20 protein-coding genes are annotated in these 21,073 nt (G+C 64.4%); 11 read left to right on the forward strand and 9 right to left on the reverse strand.

Features of this window, described 5'->3' with window-relative positions; translation table 11 throughout:
* Positions 1 to 3 precede the first annotated feature (3 nt).
* The 3 genes from tsaB to trpS form a co-directional block, all read right to left on the reverse strand.
* Positions 4 to 1,113 (reverse strand): tRNA (adenosine(37)-N6)-threonylcarbamoyltransferase complex dimerization subunit type 1 TsaB, encoded by a 1,110-nt coding sequence (gene tsaB, locus ACK4HL_RS02445; protein ID WP_409756387.1) that lies wholly within the window; start codon positions 1,111 to 1,113, stop codon positions 4 to 6.
* A gap of 34 nt (positions 1,114 to 1,147) precedes the next feature.
* Positions 1,148 to 1,708, reverse strand: coding sequence for a NifU family protein (locus ACK4HL_RS02450; RefSeq protein ID WP_409756389.1), 561 nt, complete (start codon positions 1,706 to 1,708; stop codon positions 1,148 to 1,150).
* Between the two features lie 76 nt (positions 1,709 to 1,784).
* Positions 1,785 to 2,825, reverse strand: a complete 1,041-nt coding sequence (gene trpS, locus ACK4HL_RS02455) for a tryptophan--tRNA ligase (protein ID WP_409756391.1) — start codon at positions 2,823 to 2,825, stop codon at positions 1,785 to 1,787.
* A gap of 110 nt (positions 2,826 to 2,935) precedes the next feature.
* Between trpS and mutM the strand changes: the two genes are divergently transcribed.
* From mutM to ACK4HL_RS02480, 5 genes are all read left to right on the forward strand, one after another.
* On the forward strand, positions 2,936 to 3,820 hold the full coding sequence (gene mutM / locus ACK4HL_RS02460; RefSeq protein WP_409756393.1) for a bifunctional DNA-formamidopyrimidine glycosylase/DNA-(apurinic or apyrimidinic site) lyase: 885 nt from the start codon (positions 2,936 to 2,938) through the stop codon (positions 3,818 to 3,820).
* 10 nt (positions 3,821 to 3,830) lie between these two features.
* Positions 3,831 to 4,604 carry an enoyl-CoA hydratase gene (locus ACK4HL_RS02465; protein ID WP_409756395.1) on the forward strand — a complete coding sequence of 258 codons (774 nt, stop codon included), beginning with the start codon at positions 3,831 to 3,833 and terminating at the stop codon, positions 4,602 to 4,604.
* A gap of 80 nt (positions 4,605 to 4,684) precedes the next feature.
* On the forward strand, positions 4,685 to 5,707 hold the full coding sequence (locus ACK4HL_RS02470) for a thiamine pyrophosphate-dependent dehydrogenase E1 component subunit alpha (protein ID WP_409756397.1): 1,023 nt from the start codon (positions 4,685 to 4,687) through the stop codon (positions 5,705 to 5,707).
* A complete protein-coding gene (locus ACK4HL_RS02475) occupies positions 5,707 to 6,711 on the forward strand; it encodes an alpha-ketoacid dehydrogenase subunit beta (protein WP_409756399.1) in 1,005 nt (334 codons plus the stop codon). The genes ACK4HL_RS02470 and ACK4HL_RS02475 overlap by 1 nt, the downstream gene beginning before the upstream one ends.
* Positions 6,699 to 7,904, forward strand: a complete 1,206-nt coding sequence (locus tag ACK4HL_RS02480) for an alpha/beta fold hydrolase (protein ID WP_409756401.1) — start codon at positions 6,699 to 6,701, stop codon at positions 7,902 to 7,904. The genes ACK4HL_RS02475 and ACK4HL_RS02480 overlap by 13 nt, the downstream gene beginning before the upstream one ends.
* 9 nt (positions 7,905 to 7,913) lie before the next feature.
* Here the strand turns inward: ACK4HL_RS02480 and ACK4HL_RS02485 are convergent, their stop codons facing one another.
* Together ACK4HL_RS02485 and ACK4HL_RS02490 are read right to left on the reverse strand one after the other, a co-directional pair.
* On the reverse strand, positions 7,914 to 8,939 hold the full coding sequence (locus ACK4HL_RS02485; protein ID WP_409756403.1) for an aldo/keto reductase: 1,026 nt from the start codon (positions 8,937 to 8,939) through the stop codon (positions 7,914 to 7,916).
* Positions 8,936 to 9,670: a GntR family transcriptional regulator gene (locus tag ACK4HL_RS02490; protein ID WP_409756405.1), complete on the reverse strand. Its 735-nt coding sequence runs from the start codon at positions 9,668 to 9,670 to the stop codon at positions 8,936 to 8,938. Before ACK4HL_RS02490 ends, ACK4HL_RS02485 begins: the two co-directional genes overlap by 4 nt.
* 62 nt (positions 9,671 to 9,732) lie before the next feature.
* On the opposite strand from ACK4HL_RS02490, the gene ACK4HL_RS02495 reads away from it, so the two are divergent.
* Positions 9,733 to 11,268, forward strand: coding sequence for a UxaA family hydrolase (locus ACK4HL_RS02495; protein ID WP_409756407.1), 1,536 nt, complete (start codon positions 9,733 to 9,735; stop codon positions 11,266 to 11,268).
* Positions 11,269 to 11,544: 276 nt separating this feature from the next.
* Positions 11,545 to 13,515 carry a transglycosylase domain-containing protein gene (locus tag ACK4HL_RS02500; RefSeq protein WP_409756409.1) on the forward strand — a complete coding sequence of 657 codons (1,971 nt, stop codon included), beginning with the start codon at positions 11,545 to 11,547 and terminating at the stop codon, positions 13,513 to 13,515.
* A 25-nt stretch (positions 13,516 to 13,540) separates the two neighbouring features.
* Here the strand turns inward: ACK4HL_RS02500 and ACK4HL_RS02505 are convergent, their stop codons facing one another.
* From ACK4HL_RS02505 to ACK4HL_RS02515, 3 genes are all read right to left on the reverse strand, one after another.
* Positions 13,541 to 14,290: a M48 family metallopeptidase gene (locus ACK4HL_RS02505; RefSeq protein ID WP_409756411.1), complete on the reverse strand. Its 750-nt coding sequence runs from the start codon at positions 14,288 to 14,290 to the stop codon at positions 13,541 to 13,543.
* Complete coding sequence (locus ACK4HL_RS02510; RefSeq protein ID WP_409756562.1) at positions 14,238 to 15,512, reverse strand: polyhydroxyalkanoate depolymerase; 1,275 nt, start codon at positions 15,510 to 15,512, stop codon at positions 14,238 to 14,240. The genes ACK4HL_RS02505 and ACK4HL_RS02510 overlap by 53 nt, the downstream gene beginning before the upstream one ends.
* A gap of 74 nt (positions 15,513 to 15,586) precedes the next feature.
* Complete coding sequence (locus ACK4HL_RS02515) at positions 15,587 to 16,195, reverse strand: SCO family protein (RefSeq protein ID WP_409756413.1); 609 nt, start codon at positions 16,193 to 16,195, stop codon at positions 15,587 to 15,589.
* A gap of 71 nt (positions 16,196 to 16,266) precedes the next feature.
* Here ACK4HL_RS02515 and ACK4HL_RS02520 point away from each other — a divergent pair, with 71 nt between their 5' ends.
* Both ACK4HL_RS02520 and ACK4HL_RS02525 read left to right on the forward strand, forming a co-directional pair.
* Positions 16,267 to 17,646 (forward strand): ActS/PrrB/RegB family redox-sensitive histidine kinase, encoded by a 1,380-nt coding sequence (locus ACK4HL_RS02520; protein ID WP_409756415.1) that lies wholly within the window; start codon positions 16,267 to 16,269, stop codon positions 17,644 to 17,646.
* A 65-nt stretch (positions 17,647 to 17,711) separates the two neighbouring features.
* Positions 17,712 to 18,257, forward strand: a complete 546-nt coding sequence (locus tag ACK4HL_RS02525) for an ActR/PrrA/RegA family redox response regulator transcription factor (RefSeq protein WP_409756417.1) — start codon at positions 17,712 to 17,714, stop codon at positions 18,255 to 18,257.
* A gap of 1 nt (position 18,258) precedes the next feature.
* Here the strand turns inward: ACK4HL_RS02525 and ACK4HL_RS02530 are convergent, their stop codons facing one another.
* Entirely contained in the window at positions 18,259 to 18,720 is a 462-nt protein-coding gene (locus tag ACK4HL_RS02530) for an MmcB family DNA repair protein (RefSeq protein WP_409756419.1), read from the reverse strand.
* Positions 18,721 to 18,805: 85 nt separating this feature from the next.
* Between ACK4HL_RS02530 and ACK4HL_RS02535 the strand changes: the two genes are divergently transcribed.
* Positions 18,806 to 19,387, forward strand: a complete 582-nt coding sequence (locus ACK4HL_RS02535; RefSeq protein ID WP_409756421.1) for a TRAP transporter small permease subunit — start codon at positions 18,806 to 18,808, stop codon at positions 19,385 to 19,387.
* Positions 19,384 to 21,048: a TRAP transporter large permease subunit gene (locus ACK4HL_RS02540; RefSeq protein ID WP_409756423.1), complete on the forward strand. Its 1,665-nt coding sequence runs from the start codon at positions 19,384 to 19,386 to the stop codon at positions 21,046 to 21,048. Before ACK4HL_RS02535 ends, ACK4HL_RS02540 begins: the two co-directional genes overlap by 4 nt.
* Positions 21,049 to 21,073 lie beyond the last annotated feature (25 nt).

Below are 21,073 nucleotides of genomic sequence, written 5' to 3' on the forward strand. Positions count from 1 at the left end.
CGCTCAAGGGGAGAGCTCCCGGCGCATGATGATCGCGTCTTCCCTTCCGTCCTTCCGCAGGTAATAATTCTTGCGGCGGCCTGCCTCCTCGAAACCGGCGGCCCTGTAAAGCGCCTGCGCCCGCGCGTTCCCGGCGGCGACCTCCAGAAAGATGCGCCGCACGCCTTCGCCCGCCAGCGCCTTCAGCCGATGTGCCAGGAGCTGCTGCGCGACGCCTCGCCGCTGTACCGCGGGCCTCGTTCCGATGGTGATGATCTCGGCCTCGTCGGCAGCCCTGCGGGTGAGGAGGAATGCGACCGGCTCGCCATGCTCGAGGGCGATCTCGGCGGCCGCACCCGGCATGCCGAGCATGTCCTCGAAGGAACCTGCGCTCCAGCCCTCCTCGAAGGCCTCCGCGTGGAGGCTCGCGAGGAGAAAGGCCCCAGGGAGGGAAACCGATTGGAAGGTGAGTGCTCCTGCGCGCCCGAGGCCGCCCGATTGCGGCTTTGCGTCGGGAGCCCGGAGATAGAGGGGCGAAGGCATGGCCCCCGGTATCATCTCGGCCGCAAGCGCCGCAAACCGGGCCGCCACCGGAAGGTCTCCCGCGGCGGAATGCTTCAGATCGCTGCGTCCGCTTGCTTCCAGCACCGTGCGCGCGGCCGTCCCGATGAGGAGGGTCCCCGGCTCCGCGTCATCTGCGGCATGATCGATGCTGCGGATGGCTGGTCCCGACAGCCGCCGCCGTGCCACATCGAACCTCGCGGCGTAAACTTCCCCGTTGCGGGCATCCGCCACGACGAGAAGCGGGGCTTCCGTGCTCTCGTTTGCTGCTACGGCCGAAAGACTGTCGATGCCGATCACCGGCAAGTGGCGTGCAAGCCCCAGTCCCCTCGCAAAGGAAAGACCGATCCTCACGCCGGTGAAGGTCCCCGGCCCGGTGGTCACGGCGATGCGGTCGATGTGGCGCAGGTCGAAGCCGGACCTTGCGAGCACCTCTGCCACCATCGGCGCCAGCGCCTCGGCATGACCGCGCGCCATCGCGGCGAAAGCCGCGGCGAGAGGCTGCCGTCGTTCCGTGTCGACCACGGCGGCCGAGCAGGCGGCCATGGCCGTATCGAGGGCGAGGATCTTCATGAGGCGGCGTGATAGGCCGCCCGGAAGGGCGGCGTCAAACGGCCCTGACTTCGTTCACTTCCGGCACGAAATGGCGGAGCAGGTTCTCGATGCCGTGCTTCAGGGTTGCGGTCGAGCTTGGACAGCCCGCACAGGAGCCCTTCATGTTCAGGTAGACGACACCCTCCCGGAAGCCGTGGAAGGTGATGTCGCCGCCATCCTGCGCCACGGCCGGCCGCACACGCGTATCCAGCAGTTGCTTGATGGCGGTGACGATCTCGGCGTCCCCCTCCTCGAAGAACTCATCGCCGTCCTCCTCCGCCTTTGATTTGGCGCCGAGCAGCACCGGGGCGCCGGAGAGATAATGGTCCATGATGAGGCCCAGTATCGCGGGCTTGAGGTGCTGCCATTCCCCACCCGACTTGGTGACGGTGATGAAATCCTGACCGAGAAAGACCCCGGAAACCCCCCTCACCGAGAACAGCTTCTGCGCCAGCGGTGACTCGGCCGCCGTCTCGGCATCCCGGTAATCCCGCGTACCCCCCGGGAGCACAGGCTTTCCGGGAAGGAACTTCAGGGTGGCGGGGTTTGGCGTCGCTTCCGTCTGGATGAACATGTCCGATTCCTCTACTCGGGAATTACATATAGCCCCAGCTTAGAATCATTTCAAACTCCTTGAGGGTTGCTGCCCGTCAGGAAACGATGAAGCCCACGATCTCCCGCACCTGCCGCACGATCGGCGCGGCGATGGCGCGGGCCCGTTCCGAGCCGTCCTTCAGCACCGCTTCGACATAGGCCCGGTCGGCCTGCAGGCGCTTCGTCTCCTCGCCCACCGGTCCCAGCTTTGCAACCGCAAGTTCAGCCAGCGCATTCTTGAACACCGAGAACTGGCCGCCGCCATATTGTGCCAGCACCTTCTCGATGCTTTCTCCCGAAAGTGCGGCATAGATCCCGGTGAGATTGTCCGCCTCCGGACGGCCCTTGAGGCCGTCGGCTTCGGAAGGGAGGGGCTCGGGGTCGGTCTTGGCTTTCCGGATTTTCCTGGCGATGGTGTCGGCATCGTCCGTGAGGTTGAGCCGCGACAGGTCGGAGGGGTCCGACTTCGACATCTTCTTTGTCCCGTCCCGGAGGCTCATCACCCGCGTCGCCGGCCCGGTGATGTAGGGTTCCGGCGTCACGAAGAAGACGCCGTCCGCAAAGCCGGCGGCCTTGATCGCATCGGCATAGTCGATGTTGAACCTGTTGGCGATGTCCCGCGCCAGTTCGAGGTGCTGTTTCTGGTCCTCTCCCACGGGCACATGAGTCGCCTGGTACCCGATGATGTCGGCCGCCATCAGCACCGGGTAGGTGTAAAGACCGACTGAGGCCGCCTCCTTGTCCTTGCCAGCCTTTTCCTTGAACTGGGTCATTCGGTTCAGCCAGCCGATGCGGGCGACGCAGCCGAGTATCCAGGCCAGTTCGGCATGTTCCGCCACCTGCGACTGGTTGAAGATGATGCTCTTCCGGGGATCGAGGCCGCAGGCGAGATAAGCCGCAGTCACGTCCACGATGGCCTTGCGGAGCTCCGCGGGGTCCTGCCAGACGGTGATCGCATGCATGTCCACCACGCAGTAGATGCATTCATGCGTGTCCTGCATGTGGATCCAGTTCAGCATGGCGCCCAGATAGTTCCCGAGATGCAGATTTCCCGTTGGCTGCATGCCGGAGAAGACGCGCGGAACGAACTTGGACATGAGAAACCCCTGCCTTGAAACCGCGCCGCTTATGCCCGCAAATAACCCCGGTGAAAAGAGCTTCGCTCCGGGCTTGCCAGCCCACCTGTAAACCGGTGTAAGACGGGCCTATGCCGGAACTTCCAGAAGTCGAAACCGTCATGCGGGGCCTGAAGCCCGCGCTCGAGGGGCGCCGCATCGAGGGGGTGCTCCTGAAGCGCCCCGGCCTGCGCTTCCCCTTTCCGGAGCGCTTCGCGGAAAGATTGACCGGAAGGACGATCACCTCGCTCTCACGCCGTGCGAAATACATCCTCGTCAGCCTGGACTCGGGCGACATCCTCCTTATCCATCTTGGCATGACCGGGCGTTTCACCGTGCTGTCGCCCGCGGGCGCACGCAATCTCGGCGAATTCTACTTCGAGGCAGGTGCGGGCGAGGGCGGTGAGGGCAGCCACGACCACGTCGTGCTCGGCCTGGACGACGGAACCCGCGTCATCTACACCGATCCCCGCCGCTTCGGCGTCATGGATATCTTTCCGGAAGACGAAACGACCTCGCACAAGCTGCTTGCGGGAATTGGCGTCGAACCGCTGGGCAACGCCTTCAGCGCCGAGTATCTGGCCGACCGCTTCCGTGGCAAGGCGGCACCCCTGAAGGCGGCGCTGCTCGACCAGCACGTGGTGGCTGGACTGGGAAACATCTATGTCTGCGAGGCGCTCTACCGCGCCGGCTTGTCGCCTCGCCGCAAGGCGCGGACGCTGGTGCGCCGGAAGGGACATGATCCCCGCCTCAATGCGCTGGTGCATCACATCCGCGAGGTGTTGAGCGACGCGATCGCTGCGGGCGGCTCGACGCTCCAGGACTTTGCCCATACCGATGGCGAGGCCGGCGCCTTCCAGCAGCGCTTCCTCGTCTATGACCGGGAGGGCGAGTCCTGCCAGCGCTGCGGGAGGAAGATCGCAAGACTTGTCCAGTCCGGACGTTCCACCTTTTACTGCCGCAAATGCCAGAGTTGAGGACGGTTCAATGGCCTACCAGAACATCATCGTCGAGGCGCGCGGGCCGGTGGGGCTCGTGACGCTCAACCGCCCGCAGGCGCTCAATGCGTTGAATGAGGCGCTGATTGCGGAACTGAACCAGGCGCTCGTCGCCTTCGAGGCCGATGGCGCAATCGGCTGCACTGTCATCGCCGGCAGCGAGAAGGCCTTCGCCGCCGGGGCGGATGTGAAGGAGATGGCGGAGAAAACCTATGTAGACGCCTATCTGGGCAAGTTCCTTGACGGCTGGACGCGGATTTCGGAGGTCAGGAAGCCGGTGATCGCCGCCGTGTCCGGCTTCTGCCTCGGTGGCGGGCTCGAACTCGCCATGATGTGCGACATCATCATCGCCTCGGAAACGGCACGTTTTGCGCTGCCAGAGATCACCCTCGGCATCATGCCGGGTGCGGGCGGAACACAGCGCCTTCCGCGCTTCATCGGCAAGGCAAAGGCGATGGACCTGATCCTGACCGGCCGCATGATGGAGGCCGCCGAGGCCGAACGCTCGGGGCTCGTGGCTCGTGTCGTGGCGCCGGAAAGGTTGCTGGAGGAAGCGCTCGCAGCGGCGGGCAAGATTGCCTCCTATTCACAGCCGATCGTGATGATGGCAAAGGAGGCGGTGAACCGCGCGCAGGAGACCTCGCTGTCGGAAGGCGCCCGCTTCGAGCGCCGCCTGTTCCTCTCGATGTTTGCCACCGAGGACCAGAAGGAGGGCATGAAGGCCTTCGTCGAGAAGCGCAGGCCGGAATTCCGCAACCGTTGAGATTCGTCGGCGACGGGAAACGGGCTACCGGGCTCCGTCGGAATGGGGCATAAAGCGCGGCTCACTAGCAGGACTTCGTCATGACGGCAGGCGGCAACAAGCTACTCTTCGAACTCTATCGCACCATGCGGCGCATCCGCAGCTTCGAGGAGCGGGTGAATGAACTGTTCGTGCGCGGCCAGTCGGCAGGCTCCATGCTGCACATGTCGATCGGCGAGGAGGCGGTCGCCGGCGTCTGTCGTGCCATGGAGCAGGGCGACAGCTTTACCACCCATCACCGCGGCCATGGCATCTTCATCGCCCGCGGTGCGGATCCCAAGCGGATGATGAGCGAAATCGCCGGCAAGGCCGACGGCTACTGTTCTGGCAAGGGCGGCTCCATGCACATCGCCGACATGGCGCTGGGGGCACTTGGCGCCAATGCCATCGTCGGCGGCGGCATTCCCCATGTCGTCGGCGCCGGCATGTCCTACCGAAACAGGAAGCTTCCGCATGTCTCCGTCGCCTTCTTCGGCGATGGCGCCTCGCAGCAGGGCATCCTCTACGAAGCCATGAACATGGCCGCGCTGTGGAAGCTGCCGGTGGTCTTCTGCTGCATCAACAACCAGTACGGCATGGGTACGCGTATCGACCGCGCGGCGGCCAATCCAAATCTCCACGAGCGTGCCATCGCGTGCGGTCTCAGCGGCATGGCGGTGGACGGGAGCGACGTTGAAGAGGTGCATGAGGCGTCCGAGCGAATCGTCACGGCCGCCCGCAACGGCAGGCCCGGCTTTCTGACGCTGAACTGCTACCGCTTCTTCGGCCATGCCCGTCTCGACAAGAGCCCCTACCGCGATGAGGCGGAAGAGGCGGAGGGCCGCAGGCGCGATGCGCTCGCCACGGCGCGCGACAGGCTCGTAGCGCGGGGCACTGCCGACGCTGAGAGCCTCCGCTCGCTGGACGCCGAAATCGAGGCGGAGATGAACGCCGCCGTCGAACACGCCGTGGCGGCCCATCCGCCGGCGATCTCGACAATGTTCCGCGACGTCTTCGCCGAAGGTGAAGCACCACCGCGGCCGCTCCGCCAGCACCTGTCCATGATCCTGGGGGAGAGCCGCTGATGGCCGCCGTCGAGACCACCTACCGCGAGGCACTCCGCCAGGCGCTGATCGACGCGATGAACGAAGATCCCTCCGTCTTCGTCATGGGCGAGGAGGTCGGCCTTTATGGCGGCGCCTATGGCGTCACCAAAGGGCTTCTCGGGCTGTTCGGCGAGCACCGAGTCATCGACACGCCAATTGCCGAGGCGGGAATTGTCGGCGCAGCCATCGGTGCTGCAATGACAGGCTCCCGCCCGGTCGCGGAACTCATGTACATCGATTTCGCCGGCCTCACGATGGATCAGGTCGCAAACCAGGCGGCGAAGAGCCGATACATGTTCGGCGGGCAGATCGGCGTTCCCATGGTGCTGCGCATGCAAGGCGGCACGGGGCGCTCGGCGGCGGCCCAGCACTCGCAATCGCTCGAGGCCTGGTTCACCCATGTGCCGGGCCTCCGCGTGGCGATGCCCGCCACGGTGAACGATGCCTATCACCTCCTCCGCATGGCGCTCAGATGCCCAGACCCGGTGATATTCATCGAGCACAAGGGCCTCTATGTGAAAAAGGGAGGCATGGATCCGGAAAAGCCGGACGGTGGCTGGGGCCAGTGCGTCGTCCGCCGGGAGGGTGCCGACGTGACCATCGTTACCTATTCGCGGATGGTGTTTGAGGCGCTTGCCGCCGCCGAGGCGCTGGCGCCGCACGGCGTATCGGCGGAAGTCATCGACATACGTTGCCTCAATCCGCTCGATGACGAGACCTTCATCCGCTCGGTGATGAAGACCGGCCGCGCCATGGTGGTGACGGAGGCGGTGATGACGTCCGGTTTCGCAGCCGAGCTTTCGGCGCGCATTTCGGAACGCTGCTTCGATTATCTCGAGGAACCGGTTGTTCGCATCGCTGGCGAGGACATTCCGATCCCCGTTTCCCCGGCTCTCGAGCGCGGCGCCGTTCCCTCCGCCGAGCTCATCGCCGAAGCTGGCCTTTGGCTCGTGAAGAGGATCGCGCCGCCATGGGCCGCGTGATCGAGATGCCGCTTCCCCGCTTGGGGGAGACGATGGAGGAGGGCCGAATCGCCCTCATCGTCAAGAAGCCGGCCGAGGCGTTCAGGCGGGGCGAGACGCTTCTCGAAGTCGAGAGTGACAAGACGACCGTCGAGGTGCCGGCACTGCAGGATGGCATTCTCATCGAATGGCTGGTCGCGAGCGACCAGGTCGTTCCTGTCGGGGCCGCAATCGCCAGGATCGAAATCGAGGGGGAGGCGGTGGGGGAAGCAAGGCCGACGCAAGTCCCGGTGGCGCTTGCTCCGGCTCCAGCGGCTGAGCCACGTTCCGCTCCTTTTGGCACCGGGTCACGCGCGCGTGCCTCGACCGCCGCTCGTGCCGAAGCCCGCCGCAAGGGCATTGACCTCTCCACATTGCGTGGGAGCGGCCGCAACGGCAGGGTTACGCGGGCCGATCTTGCCGTGACGCTGCGACCGGCCCGCGCCACCTATCATGTGGAGACGCCGCAAGGCCGTATCTTCTACCGCGAATGGCAAGCGCAGGGTGCCGAGAAGGGATCGGCGCTCCTGCTGCACGGGCTTTTTGCCGATTCCCAGAGCTTCACCACTCTCGGCCGCAAGCTCGCTGCAAGGGGCTACCGCACTTACGCACCCGACCTGCCGGGTCATGGCGAGACAAGTTCTGTGGCGACGTCTCCCGAGGAGATCGCGCGCGCCATCGCCGCAAGCCTGCCCCTCGCCAAACTCCACGTCGTCGGCCATTCCTTCGGCGCCGTGATAGCGGCCCGTCTCGTGCAATGCGCGCTTTCCCTCACGCTCCTGTCGCCCGCCGGCTGCGGCGAGGAGATCAACGGCGATTTCATCGCGGCGATGCTGGAAGGCCATATTGACCACGCGCTCGGCTTTATGGGAGAGTCCTTTTCATCGGAGGCTCAGGCAGCACTTGCGATGCAGCTTTCAACGCATGGCGGAGAGCTGCGCTCCATTGCCGCCGCAGTGGCGGAGGATGGGCGCCAGACACTTTCGATCCTGTCGGCCCTCGAGGGGGCGGGCATCCCCGTCTCGGCCGTGTTTCTCCGGGACGATGCCGTCATCCCCGCCCATCATGCGCTGAACCTGCCTTTCAACGTGGCCGTACGCATGATGCCGGGCGTCGGTCACCTCCCGCATTGGCGCGCGCCCGATGCGATTGCGAGCCTGATCGGCGAGAAGTGAGGGATATGGCTAGCGCGGAACCGGCGCATCCTGTCGCAGCAGTCCCTCGGCTTTCAGCTCCTTCCACAGCGCTCTGGGCAGGTTGACGTCCATGGTGGCTGCGTTGAGCGCCACTTCCCGAGGGCTCGCCCCGCCCGGGATGACGCTGACGACCTGCGGATGATGCAGCGGGAAGCGCAATGCCGCCTGCGCCAGCTTCACCTTGTGTCGCCTGCACACCGCCTCGATCTTCGCCACGCGCTCGAGTATGTGCTTCGGCGCCGGATCGTAGTTGTAGCAGGCGCCGGGCTTCGCACCGACGGCGAGAATGCCGGAATTATAGGGGCCTCCCAGAACGATGCCGATGCCACGCTCCTCGCACAGCGGGAGGAATGATTCCAGCGCCTCCTGTTCGAGCAGCGTGTAGCGCCCCGCGAGCAGGAAGACGTCGAAATCTCCGGCGCGCGCCAGCATCTCGCAGGCCTGCCATTCGTTGACACCCGCACCGATGGCCTTGATGACCTTCTCGTCACGCAGCTTTCGGAGAGCCTTGTAGCCACCCTGCATGAGCGTTTTCATGTGGGCGTCGCGCACCTCTTCGGACTTGTGGGTGAAGACGTCCACGTCATGAGCGAAGATGATGTCGATCGAATCGACGCCCAGCCGTTCGAAGGAGAATTCGATCGAGCGCATGACGCCGTCGTAGCTGTAGTCGTAACGCTCCTTCCGTGACGGCGTGTCAAAGAACTTGCCGATGCCGGTGCGCTCCTTCGGATCGCACACCTCGAGTACCCGGCCCACCTTGGTGGACAGCACATAATCCTTGCGCTTCTTGCCATAGAGAAAGCGGTTGAGCCGCGTCTCCGACAGGCCGAGACCATAGAGCGGAGCCGTATCATAGTAACGGATTCCCGCCTTCCATGCAGCCTCCAGCGTCCTCTGCGCCTCTTCCGGGTCCACCGCCCGGTAGAGATTGCCAATCGGCGCGGCGCCGAAGCCGAGTTCGGTGAAGCTGATCGTTTCTCCCGAGGGCGCCTTGAACTTGCGCTTCTTCATGACGGTCTGTCTCCCATGGCGTTGAGGTCTGCAAATAGTTCGGGATTTTCCCGCGCGAAGGATTCGAGTTCTGCGAGCACGGCATCGAGGTGGGCATGCATGGCACGGCCAGCAGCATCGCCATCGCCCGTCTCGATGGCGGCGACGATGGCTTGGTGTTCTTCCAGCGTATGTTCGAGACGGCGGCGGGTGTTGAGCAATCGCCTGACGCGGTCCAGACCGAGTCTCGCGGTTTCCGCGGCGTTGCGCACCCGTTCAAAGCCGAGCCGGTCCATGAGCGCGGCGTGAAAGGCGAGATCGAAGCCGTGAAAACCCTTGAGGTCCTGAGCCTCGATTGCCGCCCGCTGATAAAGGAGGTTGCTCCTCAGCTGATCCACCAGTTCGGCGGGGACATCGAAAGCCACGGTCCGCACCGTCTCCACTTCGAGGGCGCGCCTCAGGAACATGTTTTCTCGCGTGTCGGAGATCTTGATGAGCGCCACGCGCGACCCGCTCTGCGGGATGATGTCGACCAGGCCCTCGGCTGCCAGCCGATTCATTGCCTCGCCCACTGGAAAGCGGGAAACTCCCATCCGGCCGGCAATCGCCTGCTTGTCGAGGAACTCGCCAGGCTTGAGGTCGAGTTGGACGATTGCCTCTCGAAGTGCCGCATGCACCCGGGCCGTGGCCCCGCCCTTGGCAGTGCTACGGACGGAGTTCAGAAAATCATAGGTGACGGCGGCACTCGGCATGCTAACATGTTAGCTATATTCGCGGGGCGGGCAAGCCCTGCAACGTCAGAGAGAGACCCGCCATGATCGCGACCGTACCCAAGCAGCCCCGCATGCTCCGCCTGTCGCCGCAGGACAACGTCCTCGTCGCCATCGACACGGTGGACAAGGGGGCCCCGGCTCCGGAAGAGATCACCGCGCTGGACCGCATCGGCAAGGGTCACAAGATGGCGGCGGCGGAGATCCGTGCGGGCGAGGCTGTTCGGAAATTCGGACAGATCATCGGTTTCGCGAAGCAGGACATCGCCAAGGGTGCCTGGGTGCACGAGCATAACACCGGCATGCATGATTTCGACCGCGACTATGCCTTCGCCGAGAATGCGAGGCCGGAGGACATCCTTCCGATCGAAAAGCAGGCGACCTTCCAGGGCATCCGCCGGGCCAATGGCAAGATCGGCACCCGGAACTATATTGGGGTGCTGACCTCCGTGAACTGCTCGGCGACCGTTGCCGGCTTCATCGCCGAGGAGGTGAAGCGCTCCGGCATGCTGGAAGACTATCCCAATATCGACGGCATCGTGGCGCTCAAGATGGACAATGGCTGCGTCATCGACTACCGCGGCGCCATCTTCGACATCCTGAAGCGCACCGCCTGGGGCTATGCAACCAACCCGAACATGGGCGGCGTTCTCATGGTGGGCCTCGGCTGCGAGGGCTTCCAGATTCCGCGCTTCAAAGAGGCCTACGGCGTGGTGGAGAGCGAGGTGTTTCGCACCATGACGATTCAGGAAACCGGCGGAACGCGGAAGACAGTTGCGGCAGGCGTGGCGGCGATCCGCGAGATGCTGCCGCACGTCAACGCTGTCAAGCGGGAGACCTGCCACGCATCGGAACTCGTCGTGGCGCTGCAATGCGGCGGCTCGGACGGCTATTCCGGGATCACGGCAAATCCGGCGCTGGGTGCCGCAGTCGACATTCTCGTCCGGCATGGCGGCACTGGCATTCTCTCCGAGACGCCGGAAATCTATGGCGCGGAACACCTTCTCACCCGCCGGGCGGCAAACCGCGAAGTGGGCGAGAAGCTCGTCGAGATCATCAAGTGGTGGGAAGATTACACCCGGCGCAACAATATGGAGATGAACAACAATCCCTCCCCGGGCAACAAGCTGGGCGGCCTCACCACCATCCTCGAGAAATCGCTGGGTGCCGCTGCCAAGGGCGGCTCGACCACGCTCCGCCACGTCTACCGCTATGCCGAGCCCGTCACTGGCAAGGGTTTCGTATTCATGGATACGCCCGGATACGATCCGGTGGCAGCGACCGGCCAGGTTGCGGGAGGCGCCAATCTCCTGTGTTTTACCACCGGCCGCGGCTCCGCCTATGGCTGCAAGCCCGTTCCCTCGATCAAGCTCGCCACCAATTCCGATATCTACCGGCGCATGATCGACGACATGGACATCAATTGCGGCGACATACTCGATGGCGTTCCGATCGAGGAGAAGGGGCGGGAGATCTTCGAAATGATGCTCAGGGTTGCATCGGGCGAGCGCACCAAGTCGGAGGAACTCGGCTATGGGGACAACGAATATGTGCCCTGGCACGTCGGCGCCATGATGTAGCCGGGGGCCCCCAGCGGGCCATCTTTGCACCATGATTCTTTCGGAAACCGGCAACTTCTCCGGCGGATACTCGTTCTTCGCGCTTGAGGGGAAGTGCCGGGGATCATGGGGTCGAATCGCTCGAACAAGCAAGGCCGGGGAAAGCAGCGGGCGGAACCGCAGCTCTTCACTGGCCGTACCCGGAAGAGCGGCAGCCGCAACACGGGTTCAAGGACAGCGAGGCGCCACCGGCCGCCACTGATATGGAGGCTTTTGCGGTTCACTTTCGCGCTGTTCTTGATCGGCGCTGCCGGACTGGCGGCGCTGTTCTTCTACATTTGGTTCAGCCTCAGCCAGAATGGCCTCCTGCAAATTCCGGAGCGGGATCCAGGGATCCTGATCCTCGCCTCGGACGGCTCCGTCCTCGCCGAGCAGGGCTCGTTCAACGGCGATGACGTCCGGCTGGCGGAGCTTCCGGACTATGTGCCCAATGCCGTCATCGCCATCGAGGACCGCCGTTTCTATAGCCATTACGGCGTGGACCCTCTGGGCCTCTTGCGGGCGGTCTTCGCCAATTACCGTGCCGGCCGCGTGGTGCAGGGCGGTTCCACCCTGACGCAGCAGCTCGCGAAGAACCTGTTCCTGAATCCTGACCGCACGATCGAGCGCAAGCTCCAGGAGATCGTGCTTGCCGTCTGGCTCGAGAACCACTTCACCAAGGACGAGATTCTCCAGCTTTATCTGAACCGCGTCTATTTCGGTTCCGGCGCCACGGGAATCGAGAAGGCGGCACGAACCTATTTCCAGAAGTCCGCCTCGGAGATCGACATCGCCGAAGCGGCCACTCTGGCGGGCGTCCTGAAGGCGCCGAGCGCCAGCAATCCGGCGAGCAACCCGGAGGCCGCCGCCGAGCGCGCGCGCCTCGTCCTGCAGAGCATGGCCGAAGCGGGCTTCATCACGCCCGAACAGGCCGCCGAGATCGCGGACAGGCCCGCCGAAGTGAAATCGCAGCCCTTCGCTTCGGCCAAGCACTACGTGGTCGACTGGGTGAAGGAACAGCTGCCAGATTTCGTGCGGGACTATGAGCAGTCCCTCGTGGTGGAGACGACGATTGATCCCGTGCTGCAGGCCCAGGCGGAGGCGGAGCTTCGCAAGGCGCTGAGCACCGCAGGTGCGAAGCTGCAGGCCGGCGAGGGCGCTGTTGTGGTCATGGACGGCGGCGGCGCCGTCCTCGCCTTGGTCGGAGGAAAGTCCTACAAGAAGAGCCAGTTCAACCGTGCCGCCAAAGCCAAGCGCCAGCCTGGTTCCGCCTTCAAGCCTTTCGTGTTCCTGGCGGCGCTCGAGGAAGGCTTCACCCCAAACTCCGTCGAGATCGACGAACCCGTGCAGATCGGCAACTGGCGGCCCGAGAACTACCGCAAGAAATACTTGGGGCCGGTGACGCTCGAGACGGCCCTTGCCCTGTCGCTCAACACCGTGGCCGCGAAACTCGCCGCACGGCTGGGACCACAGACAGTGGCCTCCGTCGCCCATCGTCTCGGCATCACCTCGCCGCTCGGCCAGGACGCATCGCTCGCCCTCGGAACCTCCGAGGTGACGCTTCTCGAAATCACGGCGGCCTATGTGCCATTCTCGAACGGGGGCTACCCCGTGGCGCCGTTCGCGGTGACGCGCATACTCACCCGGGACGGAAAAGTGGTTTATGAGCGCAATGGTTCGGGCTTCCCGCAGGCTGTCGCGGATCACCACCTCGCTGACATGAACCGCATGCTGCGGCTCGTCGTCACGGAAGGCACCGGCACGCGCGCGGCCTTCCCCGGCTTCGATATCGCGGGAAAGACCGGCACCAGCCAGGATTACCGCGATGCATGGTTCATCGGCTACACAAGCGATCTCATCGCGGGCGTGTGGGTCGGAAATGACGACAACAGGCCGACCAAGCGGGTCACCGGCGGCCACATGCCGGCGGAAATCTGGCGCATGGTGATGGAGCCCGCGCATCGCGGTCTGACTCCGCGGCCTTTGCCCGGCGAACCGCTGATCGCCTCGCAGGAGCCCTCGACCATCTCGGAAGTCTTGTATGATGCCGGCGCGGCCGAGGAATCCCCGCGCTTCGAGGAACCGCGGCAGGCTGAGCGGCGCGGTCTCTTCGAGATGCTCTTCGGAGCAATCTCGCGCCCGCATCTCTTCGAGCCGGACGAACCCCGCCGCCGCCGCGGGCCAATGACTGAGGAGGAGCGCCGGCGGCGGGCGCGCGGCGATCGCTGAAGGGATTCCCCCCGCGCCTTGACCCTCAGGTGACGATGCGATGGACCTCCTGACCATGCGCCCTCAGCCAGTTCTTCGCCTTCGCGGCGCCGGCGCAATGGGTGAGCAACAGCCGCCAGAAGCGCGGGCTGTGGTCGAGGTGCCTGAGATGTGCCACCTCATGGGCCGCCACATAGTCGAGCACATAATCCGGCGCGAGGATGAGCCGCCAGGAATAGGAGAGATCCCCGTTTGCCGAGCAGGAACCCCATCGGCTCCTCTGGTCGCGGATGGTGATGCGGCGGTAGCGCACACCCATCAAGGTCGCATAGCGCTCGGAAGCTTTCGCCAGATCCTCGCGCGCGGCGGCCCTCAGGAAGTCCAGGAGGCGGCGCTTCACATGCTCCGGTTCTCCCGGCACATGAATGAGGCCGCGCACCGGATCGACCGTGACCAGCCCCCTGCGGCTTTCGACATGCCGGATTTCGTGCGCGATCCCCCGGAGCGGCAGGATATGCCCCGGAGTCAGGTGGATGAGACCGCCGCGGCTTCTCACCCTCTCTTCGATCCAGGAGCGGGAGCGCTCGGTGAAGTCCAGCGCCCTGCCGCGCGATACGCCCTTCGGCACCGTAACCAGCACCCCGGTGCCGGTGGAATTGAGCCTCAGGACCAGGCGGCGGGCCTGGGCGTGACGCCGGAACACGACCTCCAGCACCTCGTCGCCCACTCTTATGCGGGAGGGCTCAAGCGGTCTTGGCGCGACCGTTCGTTGCAGGCTTCTGAGCAGTCCGATCATCGGCGTTCTTATTCACGAACTCGACGATTCGCGGAACGATTTCTTTGCGGAACCGCGAGCCGTTGAACACGCCATAATGCCCGACGCCGGGCTGCAGGTGGTGAAGCTTCTTCTCTTTGGGAAGGCTGGAGCAGAGGTCATGCGCAGCCTCCGTCTGACCAACGCCGGAGATATCGTCGCGCTCGCCTTCAATTGTCATCAGTGCGGTGGCGGTAACCTTCGATGGGTCGACGCGCAGGTTGCGGTGGGTGAGCGTGCCCTTGGGAAGGTCGTGGTTGACGAAAACCTTCTCCACCGTCTGGAGGTAGAATTCGGCAGTGAGGTCCATCACCGACATGTATTCATCGTAGAACTCGCGGTGCTTCTCCGCGGAATCGCCGTCCCCCTCGATCAGGTGCCAGAAGAGCTCGCGATGTGCGTCGATGTGCCTGTCGAGGTTCATGGTCATGAAGCCGCCGAGCTGCAGAAAGCCCGGGTAGACGTCGCGCATCATTCCCGCGTGCGGGGCAGGAACCTTCATGATCACGTTGTTGCGGAACCACTCCGCGCCCTTTTCCTGGGCGAGGCGGTTCACCGCGGTGGGATTTCGCCGCGTGTCGATGGGGCCGCCCATGAGGATCATGGTGGAAGGCGCGCAGGGGTCCTTCGCAGCATTCATCAGCGAGACGGCAGCCAGCACCGGGACGGAGGGCTGGCAGACGGCCATCACGCTCGTATTCGGCCCGAGATGCCGGAGGAACTCCGTCACGTAGTCGACATAATCGTCAAGGTCGAAGGAGCCTTCGAGCACCGGCACCGTGCGGGCATCGACCCAATCGGTGATGTAGGTGTCGTAGTGCGGCAGCATCGCTTCAACCGTGCCCCGCAACAGCGTGGCATAGTGGCCCGACATTGGCGCAACGATCAGCATCTTGTGCTGCTTCGTCTTTCGCGCCCACATCTTACGGAAGTTCACGAGCCGGCAAAAGGGTTTTGCCTGCACCTCCACTTCCTCAACGGCCACGAGGTCGTCGCCCACGATGGTATCGGCGATACCGAACTCGGGCTTGCCGTAGCGGCGGGTGGTGCGCTCGAACAACTCCAGCGAGGCTGCCCAGGAACGCCCAAGTTGTGTCGAGGAGAGTGGGTTAACCGGGCTCCTCCAGAACGTGATTCCGGCATCCGCCATGGCACGCCAGGGCGCCAATGCAGCATGGTTCATTTCGTAGAGATAATAGAGCACAACCTGCAGCCCCGCGTGAACATCTGACGGTAGCAAGTCCCCGGAATCCGGGCAACCGCTGATTTCCTTCGACTTTAGAGGGAAGTGCCTGTGGCTTCCTTAAGTTCCGACGCGAGCTTTGCCGCGTCCGTGGTGTAGGTGAAGTGCTTCACGAAGCGACCGTCCGGACCCATCAGATAGATGATGCTGGAATGGTCCACCAGATAGTCCTCGGTGGAAGCCGTGTTGCCCGACCTGGCGTAGTAGACCCGGTAGGCCTTGGCGGCGGCGGCGACCTCCTCGGGGCTGCCGGTGAGGCCGACGAGCCGGGGACCGAAATTCTCGACATAGGACTTCATGACATCGGGCGTATCCCGGGCGGGGTCTACCGACACGAAGATCGGCTGGATCTTCTCTGCCTCAGTTCCCATCTGGTCCAGTGCCGCCATCATGACTTGGAGTTCCGTCGGGCAGATGTCGGGGCAGTAGGTGTATCCGAAGAAGACGAGCATGTACTTGCCGTGAAAGTCTTTTTCGGTGACGCGGCGGCCATTCTGGTCGGTGAGTGTGAAGGGCCCGCCCACAAGCGCCGTGCCCGTGGACGCCGGACCCGCAACTTGGCGCGACATCCACGCATAGCCCGCCAGGCCTGCGGCAATGACGAGCAGGACAGTGGCGAGGATCAGGAGGGAACGACGCGGCATCGGGCTTTTTCTTCCTTTCTGCAGACACATAAGCGTAGAATGTGCATAGCTCAACAGCACCGTTGCTGATCATGGACCGCACGCCACAGGATTTCGCCAGCATCCCGGCAACGGCGGCGAGCGACGCCGAACTCGGTATGCTTCGCCTTAGAACCCTGGTGCGCCTGCGCTGGCTTGCCGTCGTGGGCCAGGCGGGAGCGGTTCTGGGCGTGCACTACGTGCTGGGATTTCCTCTCCCTCTCGCATCCTGTCTCGCCGCAATTGCGCTTAGCGCATGGCTCAACATCTTTCTTACGATCCGGTGGGGCAAGAGCGTCCGGCTGCACGAGACCCATGCCGGCCTGCTGCTCGTCTATGACGTGCTTCAACTTGCCGTCCTGCTCTATCTCACCGGCGGGCTCGAGAACCCCTTCTCGTTCCTGTTCCTGGTGCCGGTGACGATTTCCGCCACCTCGCTCTCGATGCGCTGGACCCTGTGGCTGGGCCTCCTGGCTTTCGCCTGTGCGACATTCCTTGCCTTTCGTCATCTGCCGTTGCCCTGGGTCCCGGGGGAGCCGTTCGAACTGCCGGAGGTCTACACCGCCGGCATGTGGGCGGCTATCATGTGCGGCGTCGTGTTTTCGGCCATCTATGCGCGCCGAATCGCGGACGAGGCACGCCAGATGTCGGCGGCATTGTCGGCGACCGAACTGGTGCTGGCACGCGAACAGAGGCTTTCGGCTCTCGACGGCCTGGCCGCAGCCGCGGCCCACGAGCTGGGAACGCCGCTCGCCACCATCGCGCTCGTCGCCAAGGAACTGAAGCGCGAGCTAGCCCCCGGCGATCCGCACACCGAAGACATCGACCTCCTCATCAGCCAGACGGCCCGCTGCCGCGAGATCCTGGCGCGCCTCTCCAGCCGAGAGGCCCAGACTGACGAGATGTACCAGCGCACGCGTGTCCTGGTGATGATCGAGGATTTGGTGGCGCCCCTGCGCGGCTCGGACGTGGTAATCGCGGTGGCGAGTTCGGCTGATGCGGACGACAAGGCGCTGGACGAGGAGCCGGTATTCCGGCGCAACCCGGCCATCACCTATGGCCTCGGCAATCTTCTGGAGAATGCCGTGGACTTCGCTGCAAGCCGTGTCGAGGTGGAGGCACGCTGGACGCCGCAGCAGGTGTCGATCACGGTCCGCGACGACGGCCCCGGCTTCCACGAAAACATCTTCGACCGCCTCGGCGACCCTTTCGTCACGACGAGGCCCGGCTATGGCGAGGAGAGCGGGGAGCCCGGGCGCCACGAAGGCATGGGTCTTGGCTTCTTCATCGCAAAGACCCTGCTCGAGCGCTCCGGCGCCTCGGTGTCGCTGGCCAACCGGCCGACGCCGGAACACGGTGCCGTCGTGCACGTTGTCTGGCCGCGCCGCCTCATTGATCTCGGCAAGGCCTCTGCTCGTATTGCAAGTCATTGAACCCGCTGGCCTGAGGGGCTAGAGAGCGGGGCAGGATCAAGTGAACGCTGGTCAGGTCAGGCTTGATGACAAACGCCGCACTACCCGCCGAAAAGACATTGCTGCTCGTCGACGACGACAAGCCTTTCCTCACGCGGCTCGCCCGTGCCATGGAAGCGCGGGGTTTCGAAGTGCTGGTGGCGGAGTCGGTCGCCGAAGGTGTTGCGCATGTGAAGCGCGCCGCACCCTCCTTCGCCGTGGTGGACCTCCGCCTGGGCGACGGCAACGGCCTCGACGTGATCGAGGCCCTGCACCAGGCGAGACCTGATGCCCGCGCCGTGGTGCTGACCGGCTATGGCAACATCGCCACGGCGGTCACCGCTGTGAAGCTCGGCGCCATCGATTACCTGGCGAAGCCGGCGGATGCCGACGCCGTTTATGGTGCTTTGGTGGGCGATACCGACAGCCGTGCCGCACTTCCGGACAATCCCATGTCCGCCGACCGCGTGCGCTGGGAGCACATCCAGCGCGTCTACGAGCTCTGCAACCGCAATGTGTCGGAGACGGCGCGGCGGCTCAACATGCACCGGCGCACCCTGCAGCGCATCCTGGCCAAGCGCGCGCCGAAATAGCTCAGAGACTGCCTGCCAGCGGATCGTGGAGACCCTGCAGCCTCAGGGCGGCGGCCCGCGCGAAGGCGAGCGTCACCGCGCGGCGGCGCGATCCATGCAGGCTTTCGGCCTCGGGGTGGCGCAGGATTTCGGCCCCCCAGCTGTCGGCAATGATGAGGCCCGCGTCGGGCGGCATGAGTTCCGGCTCGACGGTGGTCGGTATGGCGAAGAACAGCCGGTCGCAATAGGTTCGGTATTCCGGCCATTTGCTGTCGCACAGAAAATCCTCGCGCGAGGACTTGATTTCGACGATCCAGATCTCGCCTCCACCGCCGATACCGATGAGGTCTGCCCGCCGGCCCGAGGCCAGCGTGAATTCGGGCAGAACGGCTAGGCCCGAGGCGCGGAGCAGACGGGCCACGCCGCGCTGAATCATTGCCGCCGTTTCCGACTGGCGGCCGTCGGGCCTGATCTGAAGCTGCATCTTTGCCCCTTGTTTGGATTGCCGTCCTCCCCCTAATCTCTGCGCCAGAACGAATGTGCCGGTCAACGGGACCTCAGGGAAAGACATGGGTGTAGCCTTGCTGGGCCTGAGCCGGGTGATCGATGCCGTCACGGCATTTCTGGGCCGGCAGGTGCGCTGGCTGATCCTCCTGGCCATCGTCGTCTCTGCCGCCAACTCCGTTCTGCGCAAGGCCTTCGACACGAGCTCCAACGCCTGGCTGGAGCTGCAGTGGCTGCTCTTCGGGGCAGCATTCATGCTGGCGGCAGCTTATACGCTTCAGAAAAACGCCCATGTGCGGATCGACGTGCTCTCGAGCCGCTTCTCCAAGCGCAAGCGCGACATCATTGACCTCTTCGGTCATCTTTTCATTCTCGGTCCCTTTGCCATCATCCTGCTCTGGCTTTCCGCACCCTATTTCGTCGACAGTTTCAGGGAGGGAGAAGCATCGAGCAATGCGGGGGGCCTCCCCGTCTGGCCAGCCAAGTTCCTGATCTTCGCCGGCATGCTTCTGCTGGTACTGCAGATGGTTTCGGAGGTCATCAAGCGTGCGCTCGTGCTTGCGGGCATTATTCATGAACCAACCCCCGAGGCGCTGCACGGGCATGATCCGGCGGATACGACTCCCGCCGGGGGACACAACGAATGATCGATCTCCTCGCCCACAACCTGGCGCCAGTGATGTTCGTGGCGCTTGTGGGGCTTCTGCTGCTGGGCTATCCCGTGGCCTTCGCGCTCGCCGCCAACGGGCTCCTGTTCTTCCTCATCGCCGTCGAGCTTTCGCCCTTTTCAAACGAGATCTCGCTCTCCTGGCCGTTGCTGCAGACATTGCCCGGCCGCATTCTCGACGTGATGCGGAACGAGACGCTTCTCGCCATTCCCTTCTTCACCTTCATGGGTATCGTTCTCGAGAAGTCCGGGATGGCGGAAGACCTGCTCGACACGGTGGGCCAGCTCTTCGGGCCGGTGCGCGGCGGGCTGGCCTTCGCGGTCATCCTCGTCGGAGCTCTCCTTGCCGCCACGACGGGCGTGATCGCCGCATCGGTGATCGCCATGGGCCTCATCTCGCTGCCGATCATGCTCCGATACGGCTACGACCGCCCACTCGCCACCGGCGTCATCGCGGCGTCGGGAACGCTGGCCCAGATCATTCCACCCTCGCTCGTGCTCATCGTGCTGGCGGACCAGCTTGGCCGTTCCGTCGGCGACATGTATGCGGGGGCGCTCATCCCCGGCCTGCTCCTCACCGCTCTCTACTGCGTCTATGTCGCGGTGCTGGCCATGGTCCGGCCGGAACGCATGCCAGCGCTTCCTGCCAGCGCCCGGACACTGTCGGGAAGCCCGATGCCGCTCCTTGTCCTCATTGCGGCATCCACCGCTCTCGCCTTCGCTGCACGGCTTCTGCTCGCCGAAGACCCCGGTGATGGAAGCGGGATCTGGGCGGCCTGCATCGGAGTGGGAGCCGCCTATCTCGTGGCTCTCGCCGACCGCGGGCTGCGCCTGGGCGTCCTTAGCGACTTGGCGCAGCGCGTGACGCTCGTGCTGGTGCCTCCGCTGGCACTCATCTTTCTCGTGCTGGGCACCATATTCCTCGGCATTGCCACGCCGACCGAAGGCGGCGCCATGGGGGCTGCGGGCGCCCTCCTGCTCGCCCTCGCGCGCCAACGCCTGAGCTACGGGCTCCTCAGCGATGCGCTGGATGCGACGGTCAGGCTCTCCTGCTTCGTGATCTTCATCCTCATCGGCAGCCGGATTTTCTCGCTCACCTTCTACGGCATCAACGGCCATGTCTGGGTGGAGGAGCTCTTCCTGGGCCTGCCGGGCGGAGTCCTCGGCTTCCTCATCGCCGTCAATCTTCTCGTCTTCATCCTCGGCTGTTTTCTCGACTTCTTCGAGATCGCCTTCATCGTCGTGCCGCTGCTGGCGCCGGTCGCCTCCGCGCTCGGCATCGATCTCGTCTGGTTCGGGGTGATCCTCGCCATGAACCTGCAGACGAGCTTTCTGACGCCGCCCTTCGGCTTCGCCCTGTTCTACATGCGCTCTGTGGCTCCCGCCGTGCCCTATACCGATAAGGTCAGCGGTGCCAGGATCGCAGCAATCAGCACGACGCAGATCTATCGCGGCGCCATGATATTCATCCTGCTGCAGGTGATCATGATTCTCCTGGTGTTGGCCTTTCCCGGCCTCGCCATCACCGAGAAACCGCCCGCGGTCGACCCCGCCACCATCGACATCCAGATTCCCACCGAGGGCACCGGGGAACCTGGCTCGGAAGATGGCGGAATACCTCCACCGCCCGTGTTCGAGTGAAGAAGGGCCCCAGAACAGGGCCCTA

It is taken from the genome of Aestuariivirga sp. (assembly GCF_046294715.1).
Lineage (GTDB): Bacteria > Pseudomonadota > Alphaproteobacteria > Rhizobiales > Aestuariivirgaceae > Aestuariivirga.

Excerpts from the sequence above, each read along its gene's own strand:
- tsaB (WP_409756387.1), bottom strand. The coding sequence starts at position 1,113 with ATGAAGATCCTCGCCCTCGATACGGCCATGGCCGCCTGCTCGGCCGCC.
- ACK4HL_RS02450 (WP_409756389.1), bottom strand. The coding sequence starts at position 1,708 with ATGTTCATCCAGACGGAAGCGACGCCAAACCCCGCCACCCTGAAGTTC.
- trpS (WP_409756391.1), bottom strand. The coding sequence starts at position 2,825 with ATGTCCAAGTTCGTTCCGCGCGTCTTCTCCGGCATGCAGCCAACGGGA.
- mutM (WP_409756393.1), top strand. The coding sequence starts at position 2,936 with ATGCCGGAACTTCCAGAAGTCGAAACCGTCATGCGGGGCCTGAAGCCC.
- ACK4HL_RS02465 (WP_409756395.1), top strand. The coding sequence starts at position 3,831 with ATGGCCTACCAGAACATCATCGTCGAGGCGCGCGGGCCGGTGGGGCTC.
- ACK4HL_RS02470 (WP_409756397.1), top strand. The coding sequence starts at position 4,685 with ATGACGGCAGGCGGCAACAAGCTACTCTTCGAACTCTATCGCACCATG.
- ACK4HL_RS02475 (WP_409756399.1), top strand. The coding sequence starts at position 5,707 with ATGGCCGCCGTCGAGACCACCTACCGCGAGGCACTCCGCCAGGCGCTG.
- ACK4HL_RS02480 (WP_409756401.1), top strand. The coding sequence starts at position 6,699 with ATGGGCCGCGTGATCGAGATGCCGCTTCCCCGCTTGGGGGAGACGATG.
- ACK4HL_RS02485 (WP_409756403.1), bottom strand. The coding sequence starts at position 8,939 with ATGAAGAAGCGCAAGTTCAAGGCGCCCTCGGGAGAAACGATCAGCTTC.
- ACK4HL_RS02490 (WP_409756405.1), bottom strand. The coding sequence starts at position 9,670 with ATGCCGAGTGCCGCCGTCACCTATGATTTTCTGAACTCCGTCCGTAGC.
- ACK4HL_RS02495 (WP_409756407.1), top strand. The coding sequence starts at position 9,733 with ATGATCGCGACCGTACCCAAGCAGCCCCGCATGCTCCGCCTGTCGCCG.
- ACK4HL_RS02505 (WP_409756411.1), bottom strand. The coding sequence starts at position 14,290 with ATGATCGGACTGCTCAGAAGCCTGCAACGAACGGTCGCGCCAAGACCG.
- ACK4HL_RS02515 (WP_409756413.1), bottom strand. The coding sequence starts at position 16,195 with ATGCCGCGTCGTTCCCTCCTGATCCTCGCCACTGTCCTGCTCGTCATT.
- ACK4HL_RS02520 (WP_409756415.1), top strand. The coding sequence starts at position 16,267 with ATGGACCGCACGCCACAGGATTTCGCCAGCATCCCGGCAACGGCGGCG.
- ACK4HL_RS02525 (WP_409756417.1), top strand. The coding sequence starts at position 17,712 with ATGACAAACGCCGCACTACCCGCCGAAAAGACATTGCTGCTCGTCGAC.
- ACK4HL_RS02530 (WP_409756419.1), bottom strand. The coding sequence starts at position 18,720 with ATGCAGCTTCAGATCAGGCCCGACGGCCGCCAGTCGGAAACGGCGGCA.
- ACK4HL_RS02535 (WP_409756421.1), top strand. The coding sequence starts at position 18,806 with ATGGGTGTAGCCTTGCTGGGCCTGAGCCGGGTGATCGATGCCGTCACG.
- ACK4HL_RS02540 (WP_409756423.1), top strand. The coding sequence starts at position 19,384 with ATGATCGATCTCCTCGCCCACAACCTGGCGCCAGTGATGTTCGTGGCG.